This window comes from Cellvibrio sp. pealriver (assembly GCF_001183545.1).
In the GTDB taxonomy this organism is placed as follows: Bacteria; Pseudomonadota; Gammaproteobacteria; order Pseudomonadales; family Cellvibrionaceae; genus Cellvibrio.
In genome coordinates this window covers 602,008-620,720 of record NZ_KQ236688.1, presented here as the reverse complement: position 1 = coordinate 620,720, position 18,713 = coordinate 602,008, and the positions used below count along the sequence as shown (strand labels likewise).

At 46.0% G+C, this 18,713-nt stretch carries 17 protein-coding genes; 5 read left to right on the top strand and 12 right to left on the bottom strand.

Annotation, left to right across the window (positions count from 1 at the left end):
* Positions 1–33 precede the first annotated feature (33 nt).
* Together VC28_RS02560 and VC28_RS02555 are read right to left on the bottom strand one after the other, a co-directional pair.
* A complete protein-coding gene (locus VC28_RS02560) occupies positions 34–252 on the bottom strand; it encodes a SlyX family protein (protein WP_049629272.1) in 219 nt (72 codons plus the stop codon).
* A gap of 3 nt (positions 253–255) precedes the next feature.
* Positions 256–1,446, bottom strand: a complete 1,191-nt coding sequence (locus VC28_RS02555) for a serine hydrolase domain-containing protein (protein WP_231591621.1) — start codon at positions 1,444–1,446, stop codon at positions 256–258.
* An 82-nt stretch (positions 1,447–1,528) separates the two neighbouring features.
* Between VC28_RS02555 and yciH the strand changes: the two genes are divergently transcribed.
* From yciH to VC28_RS02530, 5 genes are all read left to right on the top strand, one after another.
* Positions 1,529–1,858 (top strand): stress response translation initiation inhibitor YciH, encoded by a 330-nt coding sequence (yciH, locus tag VC28_RS02550; RefSeq protein ID WP_049629271.1) that lies wholly within the window; start codon positions 1,529–1,531, stop codon positions 1,856–1,858.
* Positions 1,859–1,860: 2 nt separating this feature from the next.
* The gene (locus tag VC28_RS02545; protein ID WP_049629270.1) at positions 1,861–2,082 is read left to right on the top strand and encodes a DUF3820 family protein; all 222 of its coding nucleotides are present in this window, start codon (positions 1,861–1,863) and stop codon (positions 2,080–2,082) included.
* A gap of 188 nt (positions 2,083–2,270) precedes the next feature.
* Positions 2,271–2,807: a hypothetical protein gene (locus tag VC28_RS02540; protein ID WP_049629269.1), complete on the top strand. Its 537-nt coding sequence runs from the start codon at positions 2,271–2,273 to the stop codon at positions 2,805–2,807.
* A 103-nt stretch (positions 2,808–2,910) separates the two neighbouring features.
* Complete coding sequence (locus tag VC28_RS02535; RefSeq protein WP_049629268.1) at positions 2,911–3,237, top strand: rhodanese-like domain-containing protein; 327 nt, start codon at positions 2,911–2,913, stop codon at positions 3,235–3,237.
* Positions 3,238–3,316: 79 nt separating this feature from the next.
* Complete coding sequence (locus tag VC28_RS02530; RefSeq protein ID WP_049629267.1) at positions 3,317–5,806, top strand: YgiQ family radical SAM protein; 2,490 nt, start codon at positions 3,317–3,319, stop codon at positions 5,804–5,806.
* 98 nt (positions 5,807–5,904) lie between these two features.
* On the opposite strand, the gene VC28_RS02525 is transcribed toward VC28_RS02530, so the two are convergent.
* The 10 genes from VC28_RS02525 to bamA all read right to left on the bottom strand — a co-directional run bounded on the left by VC28_RS02525 (position 5,905) and on the right by bamA (position 18,674).
* Positions 5,905–6,852, bottom strand: a complete 948-nt coding sequence (locus tag VC28_RS02525; protein ID WP_049629266.1) for an acetyl-CoA carboxylase carboxyltransferase subunit alpha — start codon at positions 6,850–6,852, stop codon at positions 5,905–5,907.
* A 212-nt stretch (positions 6,853–7,064) separates the two neighbouring features.
* Positions 7,065–7,520, bottom strand: coding sequence for a CBS domain-containing protein (locus tag VC28_RS02520; protein WP_049629265.1), 456 nt, complete (start codon positions 7,518–7,520; stop codon positions 7,065–7,067).
* 200 nt (positions 7,521–7,720) lie between these two features.
* The gene (gene dnaE / locus VC28_RS02515) at positions 7,721–11,254 is read right to left on the bottom strand and encodes a DNA polymerase III subunit alpha (RefSeq protein ID WP_049629264.1); all 3,534 of its coding nucleotides are present in this window, start codon (positions 11,252–11,254) and stop codon (positions 7,721–7,723) included.
* 24 nt (positions 11,255–11,278) lie between these two features.
* Positions 11,279–11,887, bottom strand: coding sequence for a ribonuclease HII (gene rnhB / locus VC28_RS02510; RefSeq protein ID WP_049629263.1), 609 nt, complete (start codon positions 11,885–11,887; stop codon positions 11,279–11,281).
* A gap of 33 nt (positions 11,888–11,920) precedes the next feature.
* Positions 11,921–13,066, bottom strand: a complete 1,146-nt coding sequence (gene lpxB / locus VC28_RS02505; RefSeq protein WP_049629262.1) for a lipid-A-disaccharide synthase — start codon at positions 13,064–13,066, stop codon at positions 11,921–11,923.
* A gap of 55 nt (positions 13,067–13,121) precedes the next feature.
* Positions 13,122–13,892 carry an acyl-ACP--UDP-N-acetylglucosamine O-acyltransferase gene (lpxA, locus tag VC28_RS02500; RefSeq protein WP_049629261.1) on the bottom strand — a complete coding sequence of 257 codons (771 nt, stop codon included), beginning with the start codon at positions 13,890–13,892 and terminating at the stop codon, positions 13,122–13,124.
* A 51-nt stretch (positions 13,893–13,943) separates the two neighbouring features.
* The gene (fabZ, locus tag VC28_RS02495) at positions 13,944–14,381 is read right to left on the bottom strand and encodes a 3-hydroxyacyl-ACP dehydratase FabZ (RefSeq protein ID WP_049629260.1); all 438 of its coding nucleotides are present in this window, start codon (positions 14,379–14,381) and stop codon (positions 13,944–13,946) included.
* A gap of 29 nt (positions 14,382–14,410) precedes the next feature.
* A complete protein-coding gene (gene lpxD, locus VC28_RS02490; RefSeq protein WP_049629259.1) occupies positions 14,411–15,436 on the bottom strand; it encodes a UDP-3-O-(3-hydroxymyristoyl)glucosamine N-acyltransferase in 1,026 nt (341 codons plus the stop codon).
* A gap of 16 nt (positions 15,437–15,452) precedes the next feature.
* On the bottom strand, positions 15,453–15,947 hold the full coding sequence (locus tag VC28_RS02485) for an OmpH/Skp family outer membrane protein (RefSeq protein ID WP_049632107.1): 495 nt from the start codon (positions 15,945–15,947) through the stop codon (positions 15,453–15,455).
* Positions 15,948–16,001: 54 nt separating this feature from the next.
* Positions 16,002–18,674: an outer membrane protein assembly factor BamA gene (bamA, locus tag VC28_RS02480; RefSeq protein WP_049629258.1), complete on the bottom strand. Its 2,673-nt coding sequence runs from the start codon at positions 18,672–18,674 to the stop codon at positions 16,002–16,004.
* Positions 18,675–18,713 lie beyond the last annotated feature (39 nt).

Below are 18,713 nucleotides of genomic sequence, written 5' to 3'. Positions count from 1 at the left end.
TGAAGGGCGAGTAATGACAGCTTAAAAAAAGGGTCAATAATGCGGCGGTCGCTCGTTACTGATATCGTCTCCTGCCGATGCAGGATTACGTTGGATCTCATCAATACGCAGAGCAAGCAAACGCAATTGCTGCTTCAGCTGAATAATTTCTGCGTCCTGCCGGGTGATCACTTCATTTAATTGCGCCAGCGTATCTTCCTGATAGGCAACACGGGTTTGAACATCAATCAATTGCTCTTCAAGGTCTGACATTATTTACTCCAGAATACGGTAAGCCGCATCAATCAAATGCACGGCACGCTCGTCAATTAAAAGCCCCTGCCCCATGCGATGGGTCACATAACCAAATCCCAATTCAAAATCAGGATCGGCAAATCCGATACAGCCGCCAGCGCCCGGATGACCAAAAGCGCGCTGACCACGGCCATAACGACAATCCGCACGATCATGCTGTGACAACATAAATCCATGGCTAAAGCGCAACGGTAAACCCAGAGTGCGGTCATCACTGAAGGTTTGTTCAGCCCAACACAGCGGCAAAAATGATTCATTCAGTAAGTGTTGTTTTGCCTTGGCCAATTCCCCATAAATTGTCGCCAACGCACGGGCATCTGCATGGGCACCGGCTGCGGGAATTTGCGCCTGTCGCCATTCGCGGGAATTAGTCGCGGTCATCAAGCTGATAGGGTTGGAGAACGCGCGATTGGTTACTCCGCGCGGGTCAGCTTTCATCAGTTTGCCCAGAGCAATGCTATCAGCCCCCGTGGAGCTGGCTGTCGCTCCCAATGGGCGCTTGAGTGGCCCCGTATCGGCAATGCTATCCAGGAGATGCTCGGGCACACCAAAATAGCAATTCACACCTAAAGGCTGGGCAATGCAAGCCTGGAAATAATCATTGAAACTCGCGTATCCACTTGCGCGCTTAACCAGCTCTCCAAGAATCCAGCCAAACATAAATGGCGAATAGCCTTGCGCGGTGCCCGGCTCCCACCAAGGCGATTCTGCGGCAGCAAATTGTGTAATCACACCCCAATCAAAAATCTGGTCATTGGCGATATGCTGATGAAAGGCCGACAGCCCGGCGCGATGACACAGAAGTTGGCGCACAGTAACGGCGTGTTTATCAGCTTGGGCAAACTCAGGCCACAGAATTGCAACAGGCTCATCCAACTGTAGCTTGCCGTCGGCAACCAACTGCAAAACACAGAGTGCAACCAAGCCCTTACCTGCAGAGAAAATATTGACGAGCGTGTCCTCGCTCCAATCCGCTCTCTCTACACCCGCCAGCTTATTACTGCGTTGGCCAGACCAGATATTCACGGCCAACTCACCGCGATGCACCAGTGCTATGCCTGCGCCTTCTTCGCCACGATCGAAGTTTGCGATAAACGCATCCACCACCGGTTGCCACATGGGTAACCAATGGCCTTTGATTTCAATTGTCATAAGTTGACCTCGCCAAAATATGTCGCGCATTCTAACAGCCCCAGCAGTTAGAATTGGCGGCAAGTAGAGAGAGGATTTAGCGATGAGCAATAACAAAAATTCCCGTTTGGTTTACTCCACCGATACCGGTCGCATCAAAGAAGAAAAGCCTGCGGCCAGCATTCCGCAGGGCGACGGCATAGTCCGCATCCGTCGCGAGACGGCTGGCCGAAACGGTAAAGGCGTAACCACCGTCACTGGTGTACCGCTCGACGAAGCCAAACTCAAAGACCTTGCCAAAGCACTGAAAGTCTCTTGTGGCGTAGGCGGCTCAGTGAAAGATGGGGTCATTGAAATTCAGGGCGATCAGCGCGACAAGATTAAAGCTGAACTGGAAAAACGTGGCTTCACAGTGAAGTTAGCAGGAGGTTGAACGTGGACGAGTTTCCTTTTGACCCCCAACTGCTCAAAGAATTGGTTACAACACCCATGCCTTATGGCAAATATGCCGGCCATGTGATCGCCGATATTCCCGAACACTACTTAATGTGGATGGGACGAGAGGGGTTCCCCAAAGGCAAACTCGGCCAATTATTAGGACTGATGTATGAAATCCGCTTGAATGGTTTGGAGCCGTTACTCAAGCCTCTGCGTTAATTCCGCATCGTCACTCCCGCTCGCGGGAGTCCAGCTGCTAGTCTTAAAACCTATGGATCCCCGCTACGCGAGGATGACGACATCCCTGAAAACCGACGCAAGTCAGAATCAACCGCGCTGGCCTATTTTTTGCAAAAACCCTGTCATCGAACTAAAACCGCCGTTTTTCTGACAGAGGGGCAAACCAAATGGATAGCGAGCTTTTTCTACAAATTACTGACACCTCCTTAAAAATTGGTTTGGGCGCACTGATTGCCGCCGTTACCGCTTGGGTAGTGCTGCGCCGCAGCGCACCGCAGCAATCGAACAGCCTGCGCGATAATCGTCGTTTGCAGATATTGGAAGAAGTCTCAACGCAGGTGGGTACGGTTACCCATATTTTCGCCAAATATTCGTCACTGGTCGTAGAGTCCATCCAGTTCGGTGAACGCTGGCCACAGGCTCGCCGCATCGAGCTGGAAAGCGTCAATACAGAATTGGTCGCTGAGTTCAAAAAATTGGCGGAAGCCGAAGCCAGACTATTGATGCTGGGCGAAAAGAATCTGGAACGCAGCTTGCGGTTATATGGGGCTAAAATCGCTGTATACCGCAAGCAAGTGTATGTTGGCCGCAAAGACATCTCTCTGGAGCAGATCACTGCGCTGAAGAATGCTATAACCCAAGTGCGCGAGCAGTTTTACGATATGCTAAGCCGCAAGTACGACCGCCTGCTCGCCAGCGCATAAATCGACTAGACAACTCACCTTACAACGCCCGCTTTTGCGGGCGTTGTTGTTTACGAATGTCAAACGCGCTATAAAAAGTGGAACACCGCCAGAGGAGATTGTTATGCTGCGCCGCTTTCCTTACCTCATCATCACAGGTTTACTATTCATTATGTCCAACCTCACCTTTGCCAATGATATTTGGATCGATGTCCGCACTATCGATGAATTTAATGCCGGTCACATTGAAGGGGCGAAACACATCCCTTATGAGGAAATTGCTGCGCGAATCAACGAAGTCACATCAGACAAAGATGCAACCATCCGTCTCTATTGCCGCTCAGGTAACCGGTCGGGCATCGCCTTGCAAACCCTGCAAGCAATGGGCTTTAAAAATGCCGTAAACGAAGGTGGATACGAAGCACTTATACAAAAACAGGCAAGCCAATAAACGCCCAAATTAATGCTGTCTCACCAGCCGCGATTCTGGGACAATAGCGGCTGGTTTAATTCCCTCGATTGCAGTCCCTATGAATACCGCCAAACACCTGTTTTCCTACGCCAAACCCAATATTCATGCCCAGACGAAAACCTATAAGCCTGCGCCATTCCTGCCTATGAGCAGACAAGAGATGGACAAGCTGGGCTGGGATACCTGCGACATTATCATCGTCTGTGGTGATGCCTATGTAGATCACCCCAGTTTTGGGATGGCAGTAATTGGGCGATTTTTGGAATCACAAGGGTTCCGCGTAGGCATCATCGCCCAACCGGACTGGAAAAGCGCCGAGCCCTTCAAAGCGCTGGGTAAACCTAACCTGTTTTTTGGTGTGAGCGCGGGCAACATGGACTCCATGATTAACCGCTACACCTCCGATTTACGCTTGCGCTCGGACGATGCCTATACCCCCGGCGGACAAGGCGGCAAACGTCCTGACCGCGCCGTCACCGTTTATAGTCAGCGCTGCAAAGAAGCCTACAAAGATGTACCGATTGTGCTGGGTGGTATCGAGGCCAGCCTGCGCCGTATCGCCCAGTACGATTATTGGAGCAACGAAGTGCGCCGCTCGGTATTGATCGATGCGACGGCGGATATTTTGTTATATGGCAACGCCGAGCGCGCGATTGCCGAGGTCGCCCACTCGCTCGCCGCTGGCAAAAGCATTAAAGAGCTAGATAGCATTCGCGGCACCGCCGTTATCAAAAAAGAACCGCCTGCGGGCTGGACGGAAATTGATTCCACACGCATCGATTGGCCGGGCAATATCGATAAATTACCCAACCCCTACGAATACCAACACAACGCGAAATCTGTTGTGGATGCAGCGCAAACTGACATCAATAATTCGCAAATTGGTTTGCGCCAACTTGATCCAGAAAAAATGGCAGAGCAAATCGCGGCATTGAATCCGGAAGCTGCCGAACAATTGAAAACTCAAGGCTGCCCCGCGCAAGGTATTGAGAGCGAAAAAGCGTTCGACCCCAATGAACCGCAACCGATTCGTATCATTCCCATGCCGCTGCAAAACCGCAGTGAAATGATGGATGCAGAGAAGGTGTACGTTCGCCTGCCCTCTTTCGACAAAGTGCGCAAAGACCCAATTCTGTATGCACATGCTTCACGCGTATTGCATCAGGAAGCTAACCCTTACAACGCGCGCCCAATGATTCAAAAACACGAGAACCGCGAAGTCTGGATTAACCCGCCACCGATTCCACTCGAAACCGATGAGTTGGATGGTGTATTTGATTTGCCTTATGCGCGCGTGCCGCACCCAATTTACGGCAAACAAAAAATCCCCGCCTACGACATGATTAAAACCTCGGTAAACATCATGCGCGGTTGTTTCGGCGGTTGTACTTTTTGCTCGATCACTGAACACGAAGGCCGGATTATCCAAAGCCGTTCGCAGGAATCGATCCTCAAAGAAATTGAAGATATACGCGATAAAGTGCCGGGTTTTACCGGCCATATTTCAGACTTGGGTGGCCCGACCGCCAATATGTATCGCCTTACCTGTAAAGATATGCCGACGCTTTCCAAGTGCCGTCGCTTGTCGTGCGTGTATCCAACGATTTGTAAAAATTTAACCACCAGTCATAAGCACACCACCAATTTGTATCGCGAAGCGCGCAAAATTCGCGGTGTCAATAAAGTGTCTGTCGCATCGGGTTTGCGTTATGACTTGGCGGTGCTCGATCCCGAATACGTAAAAGAATTGGTGACCCATCATGTGGGCGGTTATTTAAAAATCGCACCGGAACACACAGAGGAAGGTGTGCTCTCGCAAATGATGAAACCGAAAATGAGCAGCTACTACGAGTTCAAACGCATGTTTGATAAATTCTCGAAAGAAGCTGGGAAAGAACAATTTTTAATTCCGTATTTTATCGCTGCGCACCCGGGCACACGCGATGAAGATATGCTCAATCTTGCACTCTGGCTGAAGAAAAATAATTTTGAAGTAGATCAGGTACAAACTTTTTATCCATCTCCGATGTCGTTAGCAACAGCGATGTATGTGAGTGAACGCAATCCGCTGAAAAAATTAACCTATAAGAGCAGTAAAATTGCTATTCCACGCGGTTTGGAACAACGTCGTTTGCAAAAAGCATTACTGCGTTATCATGACCCTGCGAATTGGCCAATTATTCGCGAAGCATTGCGTAAGATGCGTAAACCGCACTTGATTGGTAGTAGTGCATCCGCCTTGATACCGGATGAGCAAACCGAAGCGCGCAATAAACCGCGCAGTGGTCACAACCCTAATGCGCGCGCGCAGCAACAAAAACCGCGCGCAGGTAGCGTTGCAAAACCTCAGGGAAAACCAGCCGCAAAAGCCTTTGGCGATAAGTTTGAAAGTGCAAAGAAATTTAATCAGCAGCAAACTACAACGGCCAAGCCAACCGCTAAACCAGTGAACGGGCGCAACACACCCAACGTAGCAGCCAAAGCAAAACCTGCGAGCAGTACAGTAAGTAAAAATAGCCACTCAGGCAGCCCTAAAAAAACTCGCTAGCATTGAATCGCCCATAAAAAAACCGCTGATGTATGTCAGCGGTTTTTTTATGGAGCCAGTTTTTATGACGTAATTTTTTCTGGCGTAGTTTTTATGATTTAGTTGCCATAACTCATCAGACGTTGATAACGACGCTCCAATAGTGCATCAATTGGCTCTTTACTCAAACGATCCACTTGCGCCACCAAACGCTCCTGCAGTTTTTTCGCCATCTCATCCACATTACGATGCGCACCACCCAATGGCTCAGGAATGGTTTCATCCACAATACCCAAATCCTGAAGCACTTTAGAGGTAACGCCCATTGCTTGAGCCGCTTCTGGCGCCTTGGCAACGGTTTTCCAAATGATGTTGGCGCAACCTTCTGGCGAGATCACAAAATAAGTAGAGTACTGCAGCATGTTCAAGTGGTCGCCTACACCAATCGCCAGCGCACCACCTGAAGAGCCTTCGCCAATAACAGTACAAATAATCGGTGTACGCAAACGAGACATAACGGCAAGGTTTTGGGCAATCGATTCAGAAATACCACGCTCTTCCGAATCGATACCGGGGTATGCACCGGGAGTATCAATCAGGGTCAGAACCGGAAGCTTGAAACGCTCAGCCATTTCCATCAACCGCAGAGCCTTGCGATAACCTTCAGGTCTCGGCATCCCGAAGTTGCGCATCACTTTCTCATGCACACTGCGGCCTTTTTCTTCGCCGATCACCATCACTGGTTTGCCATCCAAACGGGCAACACCGCCAATAATCGCGCGATCATCGCCAAAATGACGGTCGCCGTGCAACTCGTCAAAATCGGTAAACACACGGGAAATATAATCAGAGGTATAAGGACGCAAAGGGTGACGGGCTACTTTTACGATGTCCCAAGCCGTCAGTTTGGAATAAATAGTTTCAGTGAGCTTGGTGCTCTTTTCACGCAGTTTGGCAACTTCATCAGCGATGTTCACATCGGAACTGTTACCAACCAGCTGTAACTCTTCAATCTTGCCTTCAAGTTCGGCGATGGGCTGTTCAAAATCCAGATAATTCAGATTCATAGCGAGCTCTTGATCCGGGTAGGAAACTACCATTTTGACTTATGGGGTAAGTGCAATCACCTGATTTGGCGCTTTTCTGACCATATTAACAGGCAGCACAATTGGGTCGCTACCTTACGCGAAAAGAGCAATTTAGTCGATCTTTTCCAGTGAAAATGAGGGGTGCCAGAACCAATGCGGTTCTGGTTAAGGGGTATCAGGATCCACAGTAGTTATTGCAATGAATCCTGCACCAATGAAAATTGGGGGCGCTCTCTGGCAGGTGAGAAATAAGCACCATTGTGATATTTCAATGCTTCCAGAATATGACGACGGTTAATTAACCCCACCAACTTACCCTGCTCTACTACAGGATAGTTTTTGGGCTTATTCCCTAACATGGTCTCAGCAACTTCCAGAATACTGGCTTCAGGGCTCACACAAAGGACATCGCGCCGCATAATGCTGGTCACCGGTGCGGATTCCTCCGCATAAAATGCACTATTTAGCATTTCCTTCATACAATCCTGCTCAGATACAAACCCGATTACACACAGAGACTCATCCACTACAGGCGCACCAGTAATATTCCATTTACACAAATGCTCAACTACATCGCGAACACTCGCGTCCGCCTTAATTGCCTGTACGTTAGCCTGCATAAAATCTTTAACGAGAATAGATGACATATCACTGTACTCCTCATTCAGTTTTTACACCCTTCTATGACAGTGTAGATGCTGAAAATAGCCTTAAGAGACAGAAAAGATCTTTCAGCACTGCAAAGTTATATCAACAATGTCTAAGCCAAGCACTCAGTCACCAACAGCCAACAAATGATCAATAAAAAAGGCCGCGTATTGCGGCCTTTTCAATTACATCACATGTGTTAATAAACCAATTTTACTTTGGCCCTGCCATAACTATCGCGCAAGCGCTGCAGCAATTCATCTTCCGGGCGGATATTCCACTGACTGCTGAAGCGCAACTGCGCTCGCGCATCACTACGCACATAATCAACAACAATGGCGCAACGCGCTTCTTGTTGAGGTGATTGACGATAAGGATCTAGCATATCCATCAGTTCGCGTGAAAAATTTGCAGGCAAGATGCCGGACTCCAACTCTAACCACAATTCCCGTACTTTTTCCTGTCGCACATCCTCCAACAAGCGCACCGATTCAGCGCTCATTTTCAACATGCCACTAAAATCGTCATACCTAACTTGTCCATTGATTACCAGCAATCCATCTTTTGCCAACACATCGCGCGCATTATTAAACGTTTCTGCAAACAAGGTGACATCCATGCGACCAGTGCGGTCATCCAATGTTAGAATCGCCATGTTATCGCCGCGTTTGGTTTTAACGATACGCTGTGAAATAACCAATCCGGAAATTGTTTGCGCTGACTTTTCCGGTTTCAAATTGGCGATACGTGAACTCACCAAATGTGTTAATTCAGTTTCGTATTCATCAATTGGATGACCGGTAAGATACAAACCCAATGTTTCTTTTTCAGCATGTAGACGCTCTTTCATTGTCCACGTACGCGTACGACGAAAATCTGCATAAACATCTTTGTTCGATTGCTCTTCTGCAATCACAGCACCAAACAAGTCCATCATGCCTGCATTGGAGTTTGCAGCAGCTTGCTCTGCCGTTTTAACCGCCTCGCTCATTGAAGAAAACATAACGGCACGGTCATGATCAATTAAATGGTTGGCAGAATTGTAAGTTGGCCCCAAGCTATCCGCTGCACCAGAACGAATAATCGCTTCCAACGCACGCTTGTTTACTTTGCGCGGATCAACACGCGCACAGAAATCAAATAAATCTTTAAACGGGCCGCCTTCATTGCGTGCTGCAATAATCGATTCAACCGGCCCTTCACCCAAGCCTTTAATAGCACCCAAGCCATAAATAATTCGCCCTGCATCATCCACCGTGAAATGAAACTCGCCGGAGTTAACATCCGGCGGCAACAATTTTAATTTCATGGTGCGACATTCTTCGATAAAGGTAACTACCTTATCGGTTTTGTCCATGTCCGACGACATAGTCGCCGCCATAAAATGTGCTGGATAATGGGCTTTTAGCCAAGCCGTTTGATAAGAAACAATTGCGTAAGCAGCTGAGTGGGATTTGTTAAAACCATAACCGGCAAATTTTTCCACCAAGTCAAAAATTTTAATCGCCAATTCCGGATCAACACCCTGATTTTTTGCGCCTTCTTCAAATACAGCACGCTGCTTGGCCATCTCTTCCGGTTTTTTCTTACCCATCGCACGGCGCAACATATCTGCACCACCCAAGGTATAACCCGCGAGCACCTGCGCAATTTGCATAACTTGTTCTTGATAAACAATAACACCATAAGTAGGTTCCAAAACCGGCTTTAAACTTGGGTGTTGAAATTTTGCATCGGGATAAGCAACTTGTGCGCGGCCGTGTTTACGGTTAATAAAGTCGTCCACCATTCCCGACTCCAAGGGGCCGGGACGAAATAGCGCCACCAGTGCAATCAGATCTTCGATATTGTCAGGCTGCAAACGCTTAATCAGATCTTTCATACCGCGCGATTCCAACTGGAATACCGCAGTAGTCTCTGCACGTTTTAATAATTTGAATGTAGCGGGATCATCGAGCGGAATCGCACTGATATCGAGGAGAGGCTCACCTTTTTTTAGGCGCTGTTTATCGATCATGATACGCGCCCAATCGATAATAGTCAGGGTGCGTAAACCGAGGAAGTCAAATTTCACAAGCCCCGCTTCTTCTACATCACCCTTATCAAATTGGGTAACAAGGCCACTACCGGTTTCATCGCAATACAGTGGGGAAAAATCAGTCAGTTTTGTCGGCGCAATAACAACACCACCGGCGTGTTTACCAACGTTACGTGTGAGACCTTCGAGCTGTACTGCCATCTCCCAAATTTCACCGGCATCGCCATCAACTGCAATAAATTCTTTTAATTGCGGCTCTTCTTCCAATGCTTGTGCAAGCGTCATTCCCGGCGTAGGAGGAATCATTTTTGATAATTTATCAGCGAGTCCGTAAGATTTTCCTTGTACACGTGCCACATCGCGCACTACCGCTTTTGCGGCCATAGTACCGAAGGTAATAATCTGGCTAACCGCATCACGTCCGTAGTTATCAGCAACGTATGAAATAACCTTATCGCGGTTATCCATACAGAAATCGATATCAAAGTCGGGCATGGAAACCCGCTCGGGATTTAGAAAACGTTCGAAGAGTAAATCGTATTGCAGAGGGTCAAGATCAGTAATTTTCAACGAATATGCAACTAATGATCCTGCGCCCGATCCACGACCTGGACCTACAGGAATATCATGATCTTTTGCCCACTGGATAAAGTCCATCACGATCAGGAAGTAACCAGGAAAACCCATCTGGTTAATAATGTCCAATTCAAAATTTAATCGGTCTTCGTAAACCTTCCGCCGCTCCATATAATTCTCGGCGGACTTATTAAGGATTCGCTCCAACCGTTCATCCAATCCTTTATGCGAAATTTGACGAAAGAATTCTGCTTCAGTTAAACCTTCTGGCACCGGATATTCAGGCAAAAAATATTTACCCATTTGAATATTGATCGTGCAGCGCTTGGCAATTTCAATTGTGTTGACAATAGCTTCCGGGATATCACTAAAAAGCTCTGCCATTTCTTCGGCAGAGCGCAAATATTGCTGGTCGCTGTAGCGACGCTCACGGCGGGGATCATCCAGTGTGCGCCCCTCGCCGATGCAAACACGTGCTTCATGCACTTCAAATTCGCTTTGCTTAAGAAAACGCACATCATTGGTGGCAACTACTGCACAATTGAACTCAGCCGCAAGAGCTACCGCTGCATGCAAATAATTTTCATCGTTTTCCCGGCCAGTGCGTTGCAATTCCAAATAAAAGCGGTTGGGAAACTCTTGCATCCACGCTTGCAACAATTCTCCCGCTTGTGCACTACGCCCTCCCAGCAATGCCATTCCTATATCACCCAATTTCCCACCTGACAGTGCGATAACACCTTCACTGTGCCGGCCGATCCAATCACGCTGCAGATACGCTATGCCCTGTTGCTGCCCTTGTCGCCATGCCAGGGAAATTAATTCAATGATATTTTTGTAGCCCTTATCATTCATTGCCAACAAAGTAATCAGCGTGGGTTTTCCTTCTGAGTCATTACTGGCAATCCAAAAATCACTCCCGGCAATGGGTTTTATACCTGCACCTTGTGCAGCCTTATAAAACTTAATTAACCCATAAAAATTTGTCTGATCCGTAATTGCGCAAGCAGGCATATTTAATTCAGCAACACGTTTCACTAACGATTTTATTCGCACCAAACTATCGCTCAGTGAGAACTCGGTGTGTAAGCGCAAATGGACAAAATTAGCAGCTGGCATAATTAACTTCTAAAAATAAATGGGCTAAAACAATGCTATTTGTTCAATTTTGGATTTCACAGGAGCATAGGATGTTCGATGTATAGGCGTAATACCTAAACGATCCAACGCTTCCATATGAACTTTGGTGGGATATCCTTTATGATCGGCAAAACCATATCCAGGATATATTTTATCCAGTTCAATCATTTCACGGTCGCGCGTTACTTTGGCGAGTATGGATGCAGCACTAATCGCAGCAACACGACTATCGCCCTTAACAACTGCCTCAGCAGGATAATGCCATTTAGGTAATTTATTACCATCAACCAGAACATGCTCAGGCTGAATATGTAAACCTTGAACAGCACGGGTCATTGCTAACAAACTGGCTTGTAAAATATTAATTTTATCGATTTCTGAAACAGAAGCTCGTGCAATACACCAACTTTTTGCTTTTTGTTGTATCTCGTCAAATAACAGTTCGCGTTTTTTTTCAGTCAGTTTTTTTGAATCATCTAATCCAATAATTGGATTATCGGGATCAAGAATAACGGCAGCGGCGACAACATCACCAGCTAAAGGCCCTCGCCCCACCTCATCACAACCTGCACAAAGGAATCCTTGATAAACACTGACGAAAGGCTCTAGCACTGCAGCACCTGTACAATATTGAATAAGTGAGAATTAATTTTTAATGATTAGTTTGGCAATAGCATCCGCGGCACGGGCACTGGCATCACGCTTTAATTCGCCGTGCATCTGCATAAATGTTTGAGCCAACTCAATAGCATCATCAGGGTTTTCAAAGTAGTTCATTATCGCTGCACTTAACGCCTCAGGAGTTGCTTTGTCTTGCAGCAACTCTGGCACCAACATTTTTTGCGCAAGCAAATTCGGCAGTGAAACCCAGGGAGTTTTTACCAACCAGGATAAAATTTTAAACGTGAGCGGTGCCATTTTATAAGCAACAACCATTGGCTTTTTCAACAATAATGCTTCTAGCGTTACGGTTCCCGACGCAAGTAGCACGACATCTGCTGCCGCCATAGCTTCATGAGAATGCCCATTAATAAGCTCAATGGGAAAATCAACATAATCATTTAACTCAATATGCAGCTGACGATAACGATCCGGGCTAGCGGCTGGGATAATAAATTGCAGACTGGGATCTTGCTCAAGACAATAAACCGCAGTACGCATGAACAACTCACCCATGCGCTCGACCTCACTGGCTCTACTGCCCGGCAAAAGCGCAACTATCCGTCCCTCCTCAGGTAAATCCAGAGCTTTGCGCGCTGCTACTTTATCGACAGCCAATGGAATTTCATCAGCCAGATGATGTCCGACAAACTCTACGGGGACATTATGTTTGTGATAAAACTTTGCCTCAAATGGGAGCAGAGTGAGCATCAAGTCCACGGCACGAGCGATTTTCAGTACACGCTTTTGTCGCCAAGCCCATACCGATGGACTCACATAATGCACAGTTTTTATTCCACTCTGCTTGAGCGCAGCCTCAAGAGAAATTGTAAAATCAGGTGAGTCGATTCCAATAAATACAGCTGGGGGATTTGCAATAAAGTGATCGCGCAAAAACTTACGAATGCGCAATAATTCAGGCAAGCGTTTGAGTGGCTCAATCAAACCCATCACTGCGAGACGGTCTTGCGCAAAATAGGAATGAAAGCCTTGCGCCAACATGCGAGGGCCGCCGATTCCAGAAAATTCAGCATTCGGGAAATGGTTACGCAGCTCTTGCATTAAAGCTGCACCGAGAATATCGCCAGAGGCTTCTCCGACAACAATACCTATATGTATGTGATCAGACATGCAGCCCTCCGTTTTTTAGATGTTATAACAATCGTGGAGTAGCCGTAAAACAACACTAACGGACAATACCGCGCGTCGAGGCATTAAGAGAATCGATTAGCACTTGCAATGCAGGACTATCATTAACAAATGGATTCAACTCTGCAAGAGCTTCATCTAATGTCAAACCGCGACGATAAATAATTTTGTAGGCCTTGCTCAAGAGTGCAATTTCATCTTTGCTAAAACCACGGCGACGCAACCCCTCGACGTTAATATTCTTCGCTTCAGCAGGACTTCCATTCACCATTATATATGCAGGCACATCCTTACCAATCGCGCTGCCCATACCTGAAAAACTGTGCGCGCCAATTTTGCAAAACTGATGGACAAGAGTGAATCCACTCAAAATTGCCCAATCACCGATATGCACATGCCCAGCCAGAGCAGTGTTATTTACCAAGATACAATTGTTCCCAATAACACTGTCATGGCCAACGTGAACATAAGCCATTAATAGATTGTTATCGCCAATTGTAGTTTCACTGCGATCTTGTATGGTGCCACGATGAATAGTCACACCTTCTCTGATGATATTGTTATCGCCAATAACCAGACGCGTTGGTTCGCCCTTATATTTTAAATCAGGGGTATCTTCACCAATAGTAGAGAACTGATATATACGGTTATGCCTGCCAATTTTAGTTGGGCCTTTCAACACAACATGGGAAGCTATGACACAACCCTCCCCAATTTCCACATCGGGACCAATTATTGTCCAAGGACCAATCTTCACATCAGCAGCAAGCTTGGCGTCGGGATGAATAATTGCGGATGAATCTATCAAAGTAGGCTCTCACTTATTCAAAACAATCGATGATCAACTATTTTTGATCAATTAGAGTTTGCGGTCTGCACAGAGGATGGTTGCAGAGGCAGCTAATATGCCATCAACACTGGCTTTACATTCGAATTTCCAAATACCACGCTTTTCTGAAATGACACGTGATTCAAGCTGCAATCGATCACCAGGTACAACCTGACGTTTGAAACGAACATCATCAACACCGGCAAACAAGTAAATAGAACCGTCTTGTGGTTTTTTATTCATTGTTTTGAAACCCAGAATCCCCGACGCCTGAGCCATAGCTTCAATAATCATTACACCGGGGAAAACAGGACTTTGAGGGAAATGCCCATTAAAAACCTCTTCGTTAACGGTAATATTTTTATAAGCGATAATTGATTCGCCCTCAATCAACTCCACAACGCGATCCACTAACAAAAATGGATAACGATGAGGTAAGTATTGGCGAATTTCGTTAACGTCCATCATGGTGCAAGCCCCAAGCAATCAATTAAAATTTATTCCGCACCATGAGTGCGTTCGAGTTTTATTAAGCGTGTAGCCAAGTTATCCAATTGACGAAAACGCGCGGCATTTTTGCGCCAATCTTTTGTTGGTGCTAAAGGAGTACCGGAAGAATAAGAACCAGGTTCATTGATAGATGCAGAAACCATACTTTTGCCAGAGATATGAACTTTATCAGCTAAAGTTAAATGCCCGGCAATAGCAACTGCACCAGCTATCGTGCAATTAGCACCTATTATTGTACTGCCCGCAATTGCTGTATGCGCAGCAATTGCAGTATTGCGCCCAATGCGAACATTGTGGCCTATTTGCACGTGGTTATCGATGATTGCACCGTCAGCAATTTCAGTATCATCGAGAGCACCACGATCAATGCAAGTACATGCCCCGACTTCTACTTTATTACCTATTTTTACTCCACCCAACTGATGGATCTTAACCCACCCTCCTGCATCTGGAGCAAATCCAAAACCATCTGCACCGATCACACAACCACTGTGTAACATGCAATCAGCACCAATAATTACCCCGTGATAAATACTCACATTGGCAGCCAGACGCGTGTTTTTACCAACCACACTGTCATTACCAACATAACTGCCAGGGCCAATAACAACACCATCGCCAAGAATAACGCCATCACCAATAACAGCATTGGCACCAATAGAAACCGCCTCACCTAACTGACAATCAACCCCAACTACCGCTGTAGGATGAATTCCAGAATAGGGAGCACGCAGTACTTCAAAAACAGCAGAAAGCTGTGCATAAGCAAGATATGGATTTTTTACAATCAATTTGTTCCCGCTGTATTCTTTAGCAAAATCCGGGTTAACCAATAAGGCTCCAGCTTTCGTAGATGCGAGAAATTTTTTATATGCGGGATTAGCAATAAAACTTAAATCTTTGGGTGTTGCTGACTGCAATGTTGAAAGCGCCATTATTTCATGCGATGGATCACCGACAACTTCAGCATTAAGCTTGATTGCCAGATCTGACAATGTATAAGAGCGCTTCACAACACGACAACCTGTGCTATTTAGCTTTATCAAGCAAGGCAGTAACTTTAGGCGTCAGATCATTTTCAGGCTTTGCCATCATGACTGCTTTGGCATCAACAATCATAGTAATTTTTTCTGAATCGACCAATTGCTTTACCACTGATTCCATTTTCGGACCCAGCTCTTGCATGATTTGCTGCATGAGTGCTTGTTGTTCAGTTTGCAGCTTTTTGCCCTGAAATTGATAATCTTGTCCAAGGCTTTGCAACTTTTTCTCGCTCTCTGCACGCTTTTCAGCGCTCCACGTCATACCATCTTTTTGATACTCAGCTTGTAATGCTTTGATATCCGCAGCCAAACCATCAAGCTTTGCTTTTGCCGCTGCAAATTCAGCGCTTTTTTGCAACTTTTCAAATTTTGCTTTGGCTGCAGCAGTACCCATCACAGCAGCTGTCGGATCAAGAACAACTATTTTACCTTGCGCCCAAGATACTGCCGAGACCAAAGATAACACCACAGCAGCCAACATGTTTTGTGTAACGCTCACAATCTATTCCTCTTTAATGAGATGAAACATTTATTGTTAGAAAGTTTGCCCCAAGGAGAACTGGAACACTTCTGTACGATCATATTCATTTTCCCTAAACGGCTCAGCAATACTAAATGTCATAGGGCCAAAGCCGGATATCCAAGTCAAACCAAACCCAACTGACGCGTTAATACGATCAATATCAATGCCATAGCAATTCAATTGGGTTGCGCCGCAATCAGTATCAAATACGTTACCGGCATCTACGAAGAATGTCGTTTGCAGAGAACGTTGATCTTTGATGAATGGCAGCGGGAATAAAATTTCCGCACCACCCTGAATCAACACATTACCACCAAATGCACCACGGGTGCGGCTAGTGTATGTACTACCCACTATTACATCGGTTATCAGCTCACCTGGATTACAAAGGCGTGGGTACCCATCGCTATTAGCTCCTATACCGGGCGCATTTGAATCTTCACACAACACGTAAGCTAAGCCGCCACGCTCATTAGATTGGGCGATACCGTCACCGTTAAGGTCATCCCATACAGTAGCTGTTATCGTCTCATCTGCACTCCGGCGTGGTGAACTACGGGGACCAAGAGTATTGCGCTCAAAGCCACGAACCGATCCAAAACCGCCCGCATAGTAGTGTTCAAAAAATGGAAGCTCGTCCAAATCTCCATAGGAAGCCGCGTAGCCCAAGCGAGTATGTAAGCGCAATGTTAGAGAACGAGTTAGCGGCTTAAAAATTTGACCATTGTAGTCGAACTTATAATATTGCAGGTCGCCGCCAGGCAATGAAAGCTCAAAGCTTAATTGCTGCGAAGCACCACGATTTGCCAAAACTCCACGATTGAGAGTTGAACGCATCCAATACATGCTCAATTGAGCATCATTAAATGTATCGCCATAAATATCAAGAAACCCGGGAGCTCCAAGCATATCCTCAGTAACCGTTTTAATTTCATAGCTACCGTTGGGATAATCAATTCCCTGCTGCGCTCTTTGGATCAAGTCATAATTTTCTTGCTGGGTTATATAGCCAATTTTATCGTTCCAAAACGGACTGCGAATAATTTCTTGTGATGAATATCCTGTAGGTTCAACTTCCAAACTACGTAGACCTATATCAAAGCCAATACGCTCAATGTCTGAAATAGGATAACCAAAATTTAGTTTTCCACCATATACGTTTGTGCTGTAAGGAGTAATGTTATATGAGCCATAGTCACTCTTGGTGTAATACAAATTCACACCACGGCTTACACCATCGGGGGTAAAGTAAGGATCATTGTAATTAAAATTATAGGCTGTCTGATAACGATTGTGACTAAAACTAAAGCCTACCTGCTTACCTGTTCCAAACCAGTTGTTTTGTTGAATACTCGCTGAGAACAATAGCCCGGAATATTGAGCGTAGCCTACTTGTAATCCCATACTTCCAGATGGCTGCTCTTCAACAGTGTATTCAACATCTATCTGATCTGAAGTGCCCGGAACTTCTTTATTTTCTACTTTGACCTCTTTAAAGAAGCCCAAACGTTCCAGTCGCACTTTTGAATTTTCGATTTGTGCAGAGTTTGCAGAACCACCTTCCATTTGACGCATCTCACGGCGCAACACCTCATCGATCGTTTTAGTGTTGCCGCGGAAATTAATACGATTCACATATGCGCGTTTGCCTGGCTCAATAAAGAAAGTAATTTTTACGGTTTTATCAGCATCGTTCCGTTCAGGCATCCCCTCGACTTTGGCAAATGTATACCCCTCATTGCCCAAGCGTTTGGTAACGTATTCCTCAGAGGTTGTCATGAGAATTTGAGAAAAAATCTGATCCTTACGCATTAAAATCATGCTGCGGATAATTTCTTCATCGATAGCAGGATCACCCGCCAAATCGATATCGCTAACTTTATAGATGTCGCCTTCTGTGACATTGATAGTAATAAAAATTTTGGCTTTATCAGGACTCAATGAGATTTGAGATGAATCAATTTTGAAATTCAAATAGCCTCTATCCATATACCAGGATTCCAGCCGCTCCAAATCCCCTTTCATTTTTTCTTTGTTGTATTTGTCGTTACCTGAAATCCAGGACCACATACCTGTAGTTTTTAATTCGAAGAGATCTACCAATTCTTCTTCGGTATAGCTGTGATTACCGACAATATTGATTTGCTTGATACGGGATGGGCTACCCTCGTCGATTTTTACCAGAACTTTGACCTGGTTACGTGGCATATCTTCAATTTCAATATTGACGCTTGCTCCATAGCGCCCCTGATTTACGTACTCACGCTGCAATGCCTGAGTTATGCCTTCTAATGTAGCACGCTGGAAAATTTGACCTTCTGATAAATTATTATCTTTAAGGCTATCCATCAGGTTTTCAGTCTTAATAGCTTTGTTGCCTTTCAGTTCAATACTATTGATCGCTGGGCGCTCTTTGATGACCAATACCAATACATCACCATCACGCTTAATCGCTACATCCGAAAAGTAACCGACCTTGAACAGTTCACGGGTTGCATTTTGTATATCTGACTGATTCAACACATCACCGACGCGTATAGGCAGAGCACTGAAGACCGTACCTGCAGAAACGCGTTGCAGCCCTTCTACACGGATGTCACTGACACGGAAAGTTTGCGCTTGCACAGCACAAGACAGCAAGAGCACCAAAAAACAGCCAATAAATCGCATCAAAACTCGCTTCATAGAATTTGTTCTAATCATAAATGGATGTTGGTTGCGGTT

What these genes read in the sequence shown, in the direction of transcription:
- VC28_RS02530 (WP_049629267.1), top strand. Translation starts at nt 3,317, where the DNA reads ATGAATACCGCCAAACACCTGTTTTCCTACGCCAAACCCAATATTCAT.
- VC28_RS02540 (WP_049629269.1), top strand. Translation starts at nt 2,271, where the DNA reads ATGGATAGCGAGCTTTTTCTACAAATTACTGACACCTCCTTAAAAATT.
- VC28_RS02560 (WP_049629272.1), bottom strand. Translation starts at nt 252, where the DNA reads ATGTCAGACCTTGAAGAGCAATTGATTGATGTTCAAACCCGTGTTGCC.
- VC28_RS02485 (WP_049632107.1), bottom strand. Translation starts at nt 15,947, where the DNA reads ATGTTGGCTGCTGTGGTGTTATCTTTGGTCTCGGCAGTATCTTGGGCG.
- VC28_RS02525 (WP_049629266.1), bottom strand. Translation starts at nt 6,852, where the DNA reads ATGAATCTGAATTATCTGGATTTTGAACAGCCCATCGCCGAACTTGAA.
- yciH (WP_049629271.1), top strand. Translation starts at nt 1,529, where the DNA reads ATGAGCAATAACAAAAATTCCCGTTTGGTTTACTCCACCGATACCGGT.
- bamA (WP_049629258.1), bottom strand. Translation starts at nt 18,674, where the DNA reads ATGAAGCGAGTTTTGATGCGATTTATTGGCTGTTTTTTGGTGCTCTTG.
- fabZ (WP_049629260.1), bottom strand. Translation starts at nt 14,381, where the DNA reads ATGATGGACGTTAACGAAATTCGCCAATACTTACCTCATCGTTATCCA.
- VC28_RS02535 (WP_049629268.1), top strand. Translation starts at nt 2,911, where the DNA reads ATGCTGCGCCGCTTTCCTTACCTCATCATCACAGGTTTACTATTCATT.
- lpxB (WP_049629262.1), bottom strand. Translation starts at nt 13,066, where the DNA reads ATGTCTGATCACATACATATAGGTATTGTTGTCGGAGAAGCCTCTGGC.
- VC28_RS02520 (WP_049629265.1), bottom strand. Translation starts at nt 7,520, where the DNA reads ATGTCATCTATTCTCGTTAAAGATTTTATGCAGGCTAACGTACAGGCA.
- VC28_RS02555 (WP_231591621.1), bottom strand. Translation starts at nt 1,446, where the DNA reads ATGACAATTGAAATCAAAGGCCATTGGTTACCCATGTGGCAACCGGTG.
- dnaE (WP_049629264.1), bottom strand. Translation starts at nt 11,254, where the DNA reads ATGCCAGCTGCTAATTTTGTCCATTTGCGCTTACACACCGAGTTCTCA.